This window comes from Pseudoalteromonas sp. T1lg48 (assembly GCF_002964785.1).
Lineage (GTDB): Bacteria > Pseudomonadota > Gammaproteobacteria > Enterobacterales > Alteromonadaceae > Pseudoalteromonas.
Map to the genome: position 1 here is coordinate 414,124 of NZ_PQCC01000004.1, position 13,037 is coordinate 427,160.

At 50.3% G+C, this 13,037-nt stretch carries 8 protein-coding genes and 1 pseudogene; 5 read left to right on the forward strand and 4 right to left on the reverse strand.

The window, feature by feature from the left end; translation table 11 throughout:
* Positions 1-241: 241 nt before the first annotated feature.
* The 3 genes from C2M29_RS07335 to bfr (C2M29_RS07345) all read left to right on the forward strand — a co-directional run bounded on the left by C2M29_RS07335 (position 242) and on the right by bfr (C2M29_RS07345) (position 3,529).
* Positions 242-2,362, forward strand: a complete 2,121-nt coding sequence (locus C2M29_RS07335; protein WP_442792544.1) for a TonB-dependent receptor — start codon at positions 242-244, stop codon at positions 2,360-2,362.
* A 217-nt stretch (positions 2,363-2,579) separates the two neighbouring features.
* A complete protein-coding gene (bfr, locus tag C2M29_RS07340) occupies positions 2,580-3,065 on the forward strand; it encodes a bacterioferritin (RefSeq protein ID WP_105189131.1) in 486 nt (161 codons plus the stop codon).
* A complete protein-coding gene (bfr, locus tag C2M29_RS07345) occupies positions 3,065-3,529 on the forward strand; it encodes a bacterioferritin (protein WP_105189132.1) in 465 nt (154 codons plus the stop codon). The genes bfr (C2M29_RS07340) and bfr (C2M29_RS07345) overlap by 1 nt, the downstream gene beginning before the upstream one ends.
* Positions 3,530-3,584: 55 nt before the next feature.
* Here the strand turns inward: bfr (C2M29_RS07345) and C2M29_RS07350 are convergent, their stop codons facing one another.
* The 3 genes from C2M29_RS07350 to C2M29_RS07360 all read right to left on the reverse strand — a co-directional run bounded on the left by C2M29_RS07350 (position 3,585) and on the right by C2M29_RS07360 (position 6,142).
* Positions 3,585-5,003: a phospholipase D family protein gene (locus tag C2M29_RS07350; protein WP_158684665.1), complete on the reverse strand. Its 1,419-nt coding sequence runs from the start codon at positions 5,001-5,003 to the stop codon at positions 3,585-3,587.
* Between the two features lie 223 nt (positions 5,004-5,226).
* Positions 5,227-5,421 carry a (2Fe-2S)-binding protein gene (locus C2M29_RS07355; protein WP_105189134.1) on the reverse strand — a complete coding sequence of 65 codons (195 nt, stop codon included), beginning with the start codon at positions 5,419-5,421 and terminating at the stop codon, positions 5,227-5,229.
* 160 nt (positions 5,422-5,581) lie between these two features.
* On the reverse strand, positions 5,582-6,142 hold the full coding sequence (locus C2M29_RS07360) for an isochorismatase family protein (RefSeq protein WP_158684666.1): 561 nt from the start codon (positions 6,140-6,142) through the stop codon (positions 5,582-5,584).
* A gap of 203 nt (positions 6,143-6,345) precedes the next feature.
* On the opposite strand from C2M29_RS07360, the gene C2M29_RS07365 reads away from it, so the two are divergent.
* Positions 6,346-10,899: an EAL domain-containing protein gene (locus tag C2M29_RS07365; RefSeq protein ID WP_105189136.1), complete on the forward strand. Its 4,554-nt coding sequence runs from the start codon at positions 6,346-6,348 to the stop codon at positions 10,897-10,899.
* A 113-nt stretch (positions 10,900-11,012) separates the two neighbouring features.
* On the opposite strand, the pseudogene C2M29_RS07370 reads toward C2M29_RS07365, so the two are convergent.
* Positions 11,013-11,935, reverse strand: a pseudogene (locus tag C2M29_RS07370) (cation diffusion facilitator family transporter).
* A gap of 259 nt (positions 11,936-12,194) precedes the next feature.
* On the opposite strand from C2M29_RS07370, the gene C2M29_RS07375 reads away from it, so the two are divergent.
* The gene (locus C2M29_RS07375) at positions 12,195-13,037 is read left to right on the forward strand and encodes a patatin-like phospholipase family protein (RefSeq protein ID WP_105189335.1); all 843 of its coding nucleotides are present in this window, start codon (positions 12,195-12,197) and stop codon (positions 13,035-13,037) included.

A 13,037-nucleotide genomic window follows, 5' to 3' on the forward strand; every position in this document is an offset into this window, starting at 1 on the left:
GGGTCTGCTCCCGGGGACTTCCTTTGTCGGCTCACCTCCACATATCACCCTACGCCCTGACATTATCACTGCCATCGTGGGCTCTGCAGTCCAATTGCACGTGCAGTCGCACATACACAGCTCCCGAGCACTAATAGTTTCTATTGAAACAACACTCCTGTTAACAACAAAAGCAACCTGAAATATTGTTATTGAGATTTATTTTCATTATCATTCGCGCAATCATTTAATAGTAAAGGTAATCTCCGTGCGTTTTTCACTTTCTCTTTTGACCATAGCCCTTAGCGCTCCCCTGCATGCCGAACAAACAGCTCAAAGCCTAGAACATATCATAGTCACCGGCAGCCGCGTGGTGGAGAATATTGATGAAGTGCCCGCGTCGGTCACTGTGATCACCCGAGAACAGATACAGGCCCAGCTCAAGGTCAGTCCCGAGTTACAAAACCTGCTCGAAGTACTGGTGCCGGGCATGGCGCCAAGCACCAATAGCTCAAGTAATACCGGACAGACCCTGCGCGGTCGGGCGCCGTTAATCATGATTGATGGCGTGCCGCAATCGACACCACTACGTAATGGCTCCTTAGGTATTCGCAGCCTGGACCCAAGCGTGCTGGAGCGCATAGAGGTGATCAAGGGTGCCACCTCTGTCTATGGTAATGGCGCTGCCGGGGGGGTGATCAACTACATCACCAAAAAGCCGAGTAATGGTGATGACTTTTCCGCCTCGGTCGATGTCTCCACGCGCTTTAGCGCCGTTAAAAGCGACGAAACCCTGGGCGCACGGGTAGAAGGCTCGATAAATGGGCGCCTGGATAAATTCTCTTACCTGGCCACCCTTAGCTACGAGGAAAACGGCGTACAACGTGATGCCGAAGGCGATATTCTTGGTCTGCAATACGGACTGAGCGATGTCGAAACCGAAAACTACTTCACCAAATTAGGCTATGATTTCGACGCCGAAAAATCTCTGTCCTTGACCTATAACTACTATAAGTCGCAACAAAAAACCGATCTTGGCGACGTCTTTGGCGACATCAATCAAGGCGACAAGTCCTACGCCATTCATGTGCCCGCAGAGCAACAAAAACAAGGTCGCCCGCAAGGTCCAAGCGGTAATACCAATATTATGATCAAATACAGTGATAGCGAAGTGTTCACTAACACCGCGCTGACGGTCGATTTGTACGCTCAAGACATTGAAAATGTATTCTTCTACTCTCCGAACCTGGCCAACCCAAGTGCCGGGTATGATGGTGGCCAATCTATTATCGTATCAAAAAAAGAGGGGTTACGCGCCACCTTTAACAGCCAGTTCGATTTGCAAGGCACCGAAGCCACCTTTATTTATGGGGTTGATTTACTTAACGACGTCACTTCACAACCCCTGGTCGATGGCCGCGTTTGGGTCCCGGAAATGGATATGAGTAACCTTGCTGGATTTGTGCAAAGCAAATGGGTTATTGATGAGCATTATGTGATTAAAGCCGGTGTACGCCATGAAGATATCGACCTGGAGGTGGACGATTACCGCACTCTAGAGCTGTGTCGCAGCGAAACTCAGTGTTCGGTGCCAATCGATGTCAAAGGCGACACCCTCAACTATACAGCTACCACCTATAATGTCGGCCTTAAGTACAATGCTTTCGAGACCTTCAGCCCTTTTATCAGCTATTCACAAGGCGCCGATATCTCGGATATTGGCCGCCTGCTGCGCACCGCCACGGTCAACGATATCGCGCTTATCCGCACCGAGGCATCGGTTATCGATAACTATGAGGTTGGCTTTACCTCGGTCCTTGATCGGCTGCGCCTGGAAGGCTCCTTGTATCGCAGTACCTCTGAGTTAGGTACCACCAATAGCTTCGACGAAACCACCGGCGTCTATATGCCGGTACGTGCACCTCAGGAGATATGGGGCTATGAGCTACTGGCCGACTACCGCTTTAGCCCGGCCTGGCGCACCACTTTGACCTACGCCTATGTTGAGGGTAAAAACACCCAGGACGATATTTACCTTGGCGCCAAACAGATCAGCCCACCAAAAGCCACCGCAAACCTGCAGTGGCAACCAAGTCGCGAGACAGGTTTAAGTCTGACCTTGTTGTATGTCGGCAACCGTAAGCGCTTTGAACCCAATGTCGATGGCGACTATGTGGGCGATCAGGGCCCGGTGAACGATTATCTGGTCGTCAATGTTAGCGGTCAGCATCAGTTTACCGAGCAACTCAATGCATATTTCGGTGTTGAGAACCTCTTTAATCGCGATTACTACCCTGCCCGCGCCCAAGCCTATACCTATGGTGGCTACAACATCAAAGGCTTAGGCACCAGCATTACCGCCGGATTGAAGTATCAGTTCTAAGCAGAGTTAGCCCCACCTTGTTTGTCATCAAGATGATCAACAAGGTGGGAATTTATTGCCAATTTATGGCGACAATTTTGCATAAAATCTAACGGCAAATATAAATTGGAATGCGAATAAGTTACAATTGTAACCACCTGATTTATAATGAAAATATTTGATTTATTGGCAAGATAGACTACACTTGTCCCATCAATGCACAACGAGGCCGTGGCAAATGCAAGGTAAACAACGAGTTATCGATAGCTTTAATAAATTGCTCGCAAATGAGCTAGCCGCAATCGATCAATATTTCATCCATTCACGCATGTATGAAGACTGGGGTTTAAATAAACTTTATGAACGTCTTGAGCATGAACGTGAAGAAGAAACCCAACATGCCGACTGGCTGATCAAACGCATCCTTTTCTTAGAAGGCGTACCCGATATGACCAAGCGCCGCGATTTGCTTGTGGGTACTAACGTTAAAGAAATGATGGCCAACGACCTGAAGCTTGAGCTTGAGGTGGTGCAATGCGTAAAAGAAACCATCAAAATTTGCGAAGAAGAACAAGATTATCAGTCTCGTGAAGTACTGGAAAAACTGTTATTCGATACCGAAGAAGACCATGTTTACTGGCTTGAACAGCAACTGGGCCTGATCGATAAAATTGGCCTGCAAAACTATCAACAGTCGCAAATGGGCGATGCCGAGGTGTCATAATGAAAGGTGATAAGGACGTAATCAGCGCGTTAAATAAAGTGCTGGCCAACGAACTGGTTGGCATCAACCAATACTTTTTGCATGCCCGCATGTTTAAAGACTTCGGCTTTAGCAAGCTCGACAAGGCCGATTACAAGGTCTCGATTCAAAAAATGAAAAACGCCGACAGGTTAATCGAGCGTATTCTATTTTTAGAAGGCCTGCCTAATTTACAAGACCTGGGCCGCCTGCGTATCGGCGAAGATGCCGAAGAAATGATCGCCGCCAATATGCATTTTGAAACAGCGTCTCTAAATGACCTGCACGCAGCCATTAAACTGGCGGAAGAGCGCCTTGACTATATCAGTCGTGAAGCCTTGGATGCTATTTTGCATGAACAGGAAGAGCAGATTGACTGGCTGGAAACCCAGCAACACCTGATCAAGGTCACCGGAATAGAGAATTACCTGCAATCGCAGATGTAACTCACTTCATTAAGCCGCTGCTACAGCGGCTTTTTTATGGTCGTTGCATCTATCTTTATAGCACCCCTTCGATAGGCAACAAGGACATCAGCCACACGCTAAAACGCTGCCAACGGCTGGTATCTGGATCATGATCATACACCTTTTCACTACCAACGCTCTGCCATTGCAGCTGTCCTTCTGCATCCAGACTTAATTGCCAGGCAAACTTCGGCATCTCATTTTCCACCCAACGACGCAACAGGCGATTGAAACGTGGCGATGTGATCACCAGGCCCTGCTCGGTATTGAGATTGAATGAACGGGGATCTAAATTCAGCGAGCCAATAAATACCTGATCATTATCAAAGGCCATGGTCTTGGCGTGCAAACTGGCGGCGGACGAGCCGGTAAAGCTTTTGATCTTAAGCTTCTTCGGGGTAACCTCGAAGTTACGTTTCAGCTCCCACAGGTTCACTCCCATGGCTAATAACTCCTTGCGATAACCGGCATAACCGGCATGCACCACGGGCACATCGGTGGCGGATAAGGAGTTCGTTAAAATTGTGATCTTCACCCCCTGTTCGGCCCAGCGCCTTAATAATGCCATGCCTGGCTCCCGGGGCACAAAATAAGGAGAGATGATAATGGCTTGTTGTTTCGGTACGCCGAGTGCGCGGATCATCTTTGGCGCCATATGGGTACTGGTATTACGGCTATCGGTCAGCAGTTTGTTGGGATCATCTACGTATAGATATCCCCTCGCCCAATCGAGATTAAGCTTGCCTCGACGCAAGGACTGCACCAGGTCCGATTCCTTTACTCGCTTCACATAGGGACTGCTGTCGCCATACTCTCGGCTGACAAAATAAGCCAGCTTGCCCTTGAGGGTATCCAAGTGGCCGTCATCGACCTCGGTAAATAGCTTGTCGATATCCTCAGCTAAGGGATGGTTCCAATACAAATCAAACGCCTGGGTAGCCTTTTCTACCACCGGGCCGATGCTCAGTACGTCCAGATCGACAAATTGAGAGCTATCCTCTCCGGAGAAATAGGCATTGCCAATATTGCGGCCACCGGTAATAAACACCTGACTGTCGACGATAAAGCTCTTATTATGCATACGCCGCGACACCCGCGAATAATCGGTAATAAAGCTCAGGAAACGCAACTTGCGATGATTAAGGGGGTTGAATAAGCGAACCTGGATATTGTCATGGCGTGCCAAGGCTGCCAGGTCGCGCTCCGACTCAGCCTGCGACATATCATCGAGCAGAATACGGACCCTGATCCCACGCTCTGCGGCCTTCAGAAGATAGGCGCTCAACACCTTGCCGGTCTCCTGACGGTGATACAAATAATATTGAATATCAATGGACGTTTGCGCCGCTTCGGCTAGGGCGATGCGGGCTGCAAACGCATCCAGGCCATCGATCAAGGGATAAAAGCCGGATAAGTCTGCACTGGGCTGGTGTTCAAAAAACCTATTTAGCAAGTCAGCATCCTCACTTGGTAATGCATAACTGGCTGGACGTTCAGGCATCGAATCGAAATCTGAAACCGAGCTACAGCCAATCAAATACCATGTGCATAGCGAGATCAGCAGGAGTCGAAGGTGAGTTTTTGCGTGCATGAGCCCTGGCCGTTCGCCATCATCATGCTATTCAATATAACAAAAACAGGGAGATATAACAGAAATTAGCTAAATTTGGTGGTGATCAGGCCACTTCGTCGGTGACATCGACGATATCAATAAGCTTTTGATTTAGGATTTTTTTGGCGCAGTTACAACATTTGCCGCACTGAGAGCCGACCTTTAGCTCGGAGCTAAGATCACGCATAGAACGAGCACCTTGATCGATCGCTTGTTCAATTTTCTTATCGGACACACCATGGCAAAGACAGATATACACGAATAAAAACCACTCTCAGTTAGAATATGCCGCCAATTTTAATCTAAACGAAAATAGTTATCAATAAAAAAGTTGATTGATTTTCATCACTGGCCGCAAGCTTACCATTTAACCATCAGCGGCCACTGAACATTTTTTGCGTGACGTTTGTCACCGAGCCTTACTTGATCAAGGCCAAGATATCGCGAAATTGAGGGTGGCGACAGCTATTCATCCAGGCGAAGATGGCAGTTTCAGAAGAACAAATTTGCGCGCCGTTATGACGCAGTTGTGCCAAGGCCAGTGCCTTATTTTCAGGGTCGCGCGAGCATACCGCGTCGGCCAGAACCGTTACTCGATAGCCCAGGGCGAGCAGCTCATTGGCGGTATGGTACACGCACACATGGCTTTCCATGCCGCATAAAAAAAAGTGTGATTCTCCCAGCTCCTCAATGGCACCAATAAAGGCCTCGCTTTGCACCGCACTAAAGGTGTCTTTGGCTACCACCTTGGCGCTGGCACTGACCAAACTCGGATCTGTGGTACCTAAGCCCTGTGGATTTTGTTCGGTAATAATGTGCTCTAACTCAAGTTTATCGGCCACCTCGGTGAGCAGCTTCACGCGCGCACATACCTCTTGGTAATCTGCCATTGCGGGGGCTAAACGCAGTTGCATATCGATAACGATAAGCAGGGGTGCGGAGCTGGTCGCTAAAGCGGCATTTGCTGGCTGATTTATCATATGGTCAATCCTTCGGCTGAAAAGTTGCTCTAATGTTAACCATATCGTCATGTTTTTTAGAAGTGAAATTATAAAGATATAGTGACCACGGACACTTCTATGCTAGATTTACAGATTATAATGTTAATTCTCTGTTGATGGCCTAGCTCAGTTCAAGGGATACACCTACTAGATCGGTTTCAGCGCCTTATTGGAGTCAAGAATTGCGTCGCTATATCAGTTTTTTGCTCAACGCATTACTTAGCTTTTTAGTCTTCTTTTTCAGCGCTAATGTCGTTTTTGCCACCCCAGTAAACTATGGCTATCAGTTGCAACGCCTGTCGACCGAGGAAGGGCTAAGCCAGGGGACGGTTAATACCATAGCCCAGGATGAGTTCGGCTATCTGTGGTTTGGCACGGATCGCGGCCTAAATCGCTACGATGGTTATCAACTTAACCTCTTTAACGGTGCCGACCCTGCCCTGGCCAGCGATGCTATTTTGGCTATCACGCCATTGAAAAATGGCAACTTTCTCGTCTCAGCTCAGCTTAACGGCCTGTTTTTAGTCGACCCGGCGAGCCTAAGCTCACAGCAATTACTCAGCAACCCCCTGTCCGAAGTCGATGCCAAATACGCGACCGTTTGGGAAATAAGCCAGGATAACAATAACCAAGACATTATCTGGCTCGGCATTAACCATCAGGTATATAAGTACAGCCTGACTAATCGCTCTTTGGAGCTGGTGTTTAGCCTGAACAACCCCACCCATATGGTACGGGCCCTGCTGCCTCACGAAGATAGCCTGTATATAGGCACCTCCACCGGTTTGTTCCGCTATCATAATGGTACCAGCTCGGCATTAACCCATTTACCCACTGCGCACGCCAGTAATGACCAGCGTAATATCAAATTCCTGCAGTGGGATAACGAATTTGGCCTCTTAGTGGGCACCGTAGAAGGCTTATATCGACGTAACCTTGAAGGCCAGAAGCCGGTTATCGAGACGCTGATAGACAATCATAATATTTGGTCATTGCAACGCTACGGCACCGTGGATTTCGTAGCCACCGAAGATGGCCTGCTGCAATTTAATCGGCAAACCCGCCACACCACCAACCTGATCCGCTTTAGCGACTCTCGTTATGCGGTCAACGACAACAACGTCATGTCGATGTTTCGCGACAAAAGCGGCATGCTCTGGCTCGGCTCTCAAGCCCAAGGGGTATTTTCCTGGTCGCCCCTGGCCATGCGCTTTAAGCAAAAAGCCCTGGCCACTGGCAAGTACCAACATGGTCACGCTGCATGGGCCATTTATGAGCAAGACAATGGCACCCTGTGGGTCGGCAGCGGTAATGGCCTCAATAAAATCCCCAAGGAGGGGCCAAGCACCACCTTGATGACCCTTGACGATAAAAAAATGGCCATGGGGCAACAAACCGTTTACCAGTTGCAGCTGGCGACTCATGTTGCCGACAGTCTTTGGGTGCTGGCTATCCAGGGCAGTGCCCTGCTGAATATGACCACAAACAACGTGAGTTATCCCCTTAAAAATGCCGCCCATCCAATTGGATTCGATGCTGAAGCCCTGCGTTGGGGGCTCTATCAGTTGGCCAACGGCATGACCTACTTTATTGCCCAGTCAGGCTTTTACCGCTTCGATCCGGCCAGCAACACAATTGAGGCCTTGCCGTCTATTGGACAACAGCTGCAACCAGAACACGCCTCGCACTTTTTGCCGCCATTGCCCACCCACAAAGACGACCCACTTATTAGTTACGGCGGCGGTTTATATCGCTACGATGTCAACAACGACAGCCTGCACCCCATTTACGAACCCAAATACGTAAACGCGCAGTCAAACAATTTAATCGACTCATGGACCCTGGATCAGAATAACAGCCTGTGGATCAGCATAGACGGTGAAGGCGTGGTCGCCCTGGATTTAGAAACGCTGGAAGAGCGTGACCGTATCGGCCCAGCACAAGGCCTACGTAGTCTGAGTGTATTTACCCCGGTGTTAGATAACTTTGGTTTCTTATGGTTTGGCTCCAATAACGGTTTGTATCGCTATAACATCAACAGTGGCCATTTACGTCACTTCAGCGTTAAAGACGGCCTCTCGGCGGCGGAATTCAACGGTTTTTCGGCAACCAAGCTGGCCAGCGGTGAGCTCGCTTTTGGCACGGTCAAAGGCCTGCTGATTGTCGATCCCGCCGACTTTATTACCGCCACCAATCATTATATTGCCCCGGCACCGCAAATTACCGACATTAACCTGCTATCTCGGCCCTTGGACTACACGCCAAGCAAATACGCCAATACCCCATTGCAGTTACAACATGACGACCTCGGCCTGACTATTTCATTTTCCAGCTTCGATTACATTCATCGCGATCAGGTGCGATACAAAATCAGCCTTAGCGGCGCCAGCGAGTTTAAATACCCCAACTACGCCAGCAACAACTTGCAATTTGCTACTTTGAATCCCGGTGCACACCAGCTCAGCATTAGCGCCTTCGACCCGGTGTCGGGCAAGTGGTCCCGTACCTTGCATCTGGGCATTGAAGTGGCGTATGCGCCCTGGCGCTCACCCGTAGCCATTACCCTCTATATAGTCATCAGTGCCCTGCTCCTGGGCACCTGGATGCTGTGGCTAAGACGCCAACAAAGACGCTTGCATAGCGCCCACGGCAAGTTGCTGGCCTCGCAACAACAAACCGACCTGGCACTGCAAAGTTCAAACAGCGGTATCTGGCACTATCAGGTAGAGCAACGGCGCTTTATGCAGCGCCGCCTGGCAGCAGAGCTGGGTTATCGCGAAATTCAAAATCAATGCTCGTTCGAGCAGTACGTCGATTTAATCCACCCTCAGGATGTCGACCGTTACCGACTTAACTGGAAGCGCTTTTTAAACCAGGGCGAACAAGCAACCTGGGACTTCACCTACCGTTTATGCCATAAACAAGGCACCTGGCACTGGTATCACGAAGTAGGACGGATCACCGAATACGATGCCAACGGCCAACCCAAGGAAGTATCGGGAATTTACACCAATATTACCGATGCCAAGGCCTCGGCCCAGCAGGCCACGGTCCTCGGTGAGGCCATAGGCCAAATCAGCGATTGGTTGTTAATTCTAGACGAGCATCTGCAGCCGTTTTCCGCCAATGACAGTTTCTTACGGGCGTTTTCCGATCCCAACAGCCCGGGACTCAGTATTCAGCCCTTCGTGCGTGCCCTGGGTAAGCAAAAGTTCCAGCGTTATATGGGACTGATCGGCAAGTTAGCGGCGGGTGATAACTGGCGAATAGAGGAGCAAATTCGCACCAAGCATGATATGCGCCATCCGGTGCAGATCAGCGTGACTGCGGTGTGCCGTGACAAGCAAGAGCAAAGCGATGAGATCAGCTACTATGTGGTGGTGATCACCGACCTGACCGAACAAAAGCGTGCCGAAGACGAGCTACGTTATCTGGCCAACTATGATCCGCTCACCGGACTACCCAACCGCACCATGATGCGCGGCAAAATAGCCCAGGCCATCGACTACGCGAAAGAAAATTCATCGCTTCTGGCCCTGCTGTTTATAGACCTGGATAAATTTAAACCGGTGAATGACTCCTTCGGCCATGCGGTGGGCGATCAGGTGCTGTGTTGTATCTGCGAGCGCATCAGCGAGCAACTCGATGATAATTCACTGCTGGCCCGCCAAAGCGGCGATGAATTCTTATTACTGATTGAGCAGGTGCAATCGCCGCAGTCACTCAGTGAACTTTCCGAGCACCTGGCCAAGACCTTGGAAAAACCGATTAAAATCGGCAACATCACCATCAATATTTCCGTCAGTATCGGTATTGCCCTGTCTCCTTTTGATGCCGACAATGCCGAAGACCTGATCCGTAACGCCGATATGGCGATGATCTACGCTAAAAACGCCGGACGTAACGGCTATAAGTTCTTCACCGAGCAGATGAACAACCGCATCACCCACAAACTGATGCTGGAAAATGCCCTGCAAGATGCCTATCGCGACGACTTGCTGACCAACCATTATCAGCCCATAGTGCATATTCACCAAAAACGCATCGTCGGCGTTGAGCTCCTGCTGCGCTGGCAAAGCGAGGGCCAGTTTATATCGCCCGCCGAGTTTATTCCGGTGGCCGAGGAAATAGGCCTGATCGATGCCATCACCGAACAGGCGCTGCATCGCGCCCTGCGTGAGCTCAAGCAATGGTTTAGTACCTATGATGACTTCTATTTGTCGGTGAACCTCTCGCCCATACATATTCTTAAGTCCAACCTGACCGAGCGTTTGGTAGACATCCTCGCCATGCATGATGTCAGCCCGGCACAATTGCGCTTGGAGATCACCGAAAGCACCCTGTTGGACGACAAGGCCAAGGCGGCGGCGCAGCTCAATAAATTGCGGGCCGCCGGCTTAAAGCTATTCTTGGATGACTTTGGCACCGGCTACTCGTCGCTGACCTATCTCAATCAGTTCCCCATCGATGTGATCAAGATAGACCAAAGCTTTGTGCGCCAAATCGGCATCAACCCCACCAACGAGGCCATTATTCGCACCATACATAACCTAGCCAGCAGCCTGGGACTGTACTGTATTGCCGAAGGGGTGGAAACACGAGAGCAAATCTTCTTCTTAAATAAGCTCGGCTGCCATCACCTGCAGGGCTTCTTCTTTGCCAAGCCGTGCGATGCCGCGACCCTGGCGGCTAAGTATTACCTGGAAAAAACCCTGGAAAAGATGAATAGCCTGTAGCCACTAGGCTCTTGAAATACGCTCTTTAGCGCTTTGAATGAAGCTGGCAGAGCCAGTTAGAAGCATGGCCCAAAGGCGGTAAAAGGGAATTGATCTTCGCACAGTCGCGCCGTTTAGCTTGCCTCGCTGGCACCACAAGGCTGATGATGAGCGCCGTTGGCACTGGCCTCAATTTGCAACACGCTGTGGCGGATATTAAATTTACTCGCCAACATCTGCTCCGCCGCGGCGCGGCAGATGGCATCATGGGCGGCCACGGTACAATGGTGTTTTAAAACGATATGCGCACCGACCGCGGGAGCATTATCCACTATGGACACGGTAACATTATGGACACTGGCAACATGATCGAGTCGGCTTAAGGCCTTCTCTACCCGGGTCGCCTTAGGCAACGCCTCGGCAGAGGCACGCAAACGCTGTAGGCACTGGAATATCAGGCGTAAGCCGGTCACCAGCACAAATACCGCAATCAACATGCTAAAGAGCACATCCACCTGCTGCCAGCCGGTCAGCACAATAATCACACTTGCCACCAAGGTGGTGACCGTGGAGAGCAAATCGAAAAAGGTATGCAAAAACACCGCATACACATTAATGCTTTCTTTGCGGCCCTTATAAAGCACCCAGGCGGCGGTGCCATGAAACACAAAACCCAGCATGGACACCAACGCCATAATTTGCGGGTTCACATCGCCACGCTCATGACCGTGTTGCAAATCGACAAAGCGATCCGTCCCCAGGGTGAGAATGGTCAAACTAATGGCCAGATATAAACTACCGTTGATCAAGCCCCCAACCAACTCCGCCTTGTTAAAGCCATCGTTAAAGTTGCGCGCCAGGTGAATGCGATGGACGAAGCCAGAATAGCGATAAACAAGGTGCTGTTATGCACAAACAGGTGTCCGGCATCGGCAAATACCGCCAGGGAATTAGCAAAATACGCCGCCACCAGCTGAATAACCATAAAGCTGCACGTGATGCTCAAAGCGATGAGCAAGCGTTTACGTGAAGCCTGATGGGTGGTGATGTCGGTCATGGGCGCAAGGTCACTAAAGAAGAGAAATGATATATAGTAGCAATTGTAATTGTTTTGCGACAATATTACACCCGTTTTCAGCACTTCGCCGCTGCGAATGCTGTAAAATCAGCCATGATGACATGAGGGGCGCGTAACAGCTCCCAAGCCCGAACAAAGCATAGCGCCGACGCTGGTCCCATTTTCTGGCTCGTAAAACCGTTAGATGGTAGGCTGTTCTGAAAATAAACTCCCTAATAAACAAAGTGTTGGTATTAGCATGGCAACTTCTTCTCTTAAGCACGCCCTGGTCGTAGAAGGCGGCGCAATGCGCGGTATCTTTGCCACCGGCGTACTCGATGCCTGGCTGGCGGCCAATTACCAACCCTTTGATATGTACTTTGGCGTGTCGGCCGGTGCCACCAACATCGCCGCTTTTTTGTGCGCCCAACACGGCCGTAACTACAAGGTGATCACCGACTATTCCTGTCGCCCCGAATTTATCAGCTATGGACGCTTTGTCCGCGGTGGCCACCTGTTTGATTTGGACTGGTTGTGGCATAAAACCATCAGTGAAATTCGCTTAGACCTGGCGACCTTTGCCAGCCAAAGTGCCCCTTTTTATGTGGTAGCCACCAATGTGCACAACGCCCAGGCCGAGTACATTCAAGGCACGGCTGAGAATCTGGAGCAGGTGCTAAAGGCCTCCTGTGCCTTGCCATTGGCGTACCGGGATTACCCCGAGTACCTGGGCCAATGCTATACTGATGGCGGCATAGGCGACTCCATTCCCGTGCGCCAGGCCTACGCCATGGGTGCCAATAAGATCACCGTGATCCTATCTCAGCCCCTGGGCTATCGTAAAAAACCGGCGAAATTTAATTGGCTGACTCAACGCCTGTTAAGAGATACGCCGGCACTGGCAAAACGCATGGCTACCCGCTGGGCCGATTATAATGCCAGCCTGGATTTCATTATGCAGCCGCCAAGCGACTGCGAGATCCATATTATTGCCCCACCGACTGAGTTTGACATCTCCCGCACCACTCGGGATTTAGCTAAACTCGATGCCGGTTATGCCATGGGCCGCAACGCCGCACAGGCGTTTATCAGTACACCCTAA

Coding starts and splice junctions, on each gene's coding strand:
- bfr (WP_105189131.1), top strand. CDS start 2,580: ATGCAAGGTAAACAACGAGTTATCGATAGCTTTAATAAATTGCTCGCA.
- C2M29_RS07360 (WP_158684666.1), bottom strand. CDS start 6,142: ATGATAAATCAGCCAGCAAATGCCGCTTTAGCGACCAGCTCCGCACCC.
- bfr (WP_105189132.1), top strand. CDS start 3,065: ATGAAAGGTGATAAGGACGTAATCAGCGCGTTAAATAAAGTGCTGGCC.
- C2M29_RS07375 (WP_105189335.1), top strand. CDS start 12,195: ATGGCAACTTCTTCTCTTAAGCACGCCCTGGTCGTAGAAGGCGGCGCA.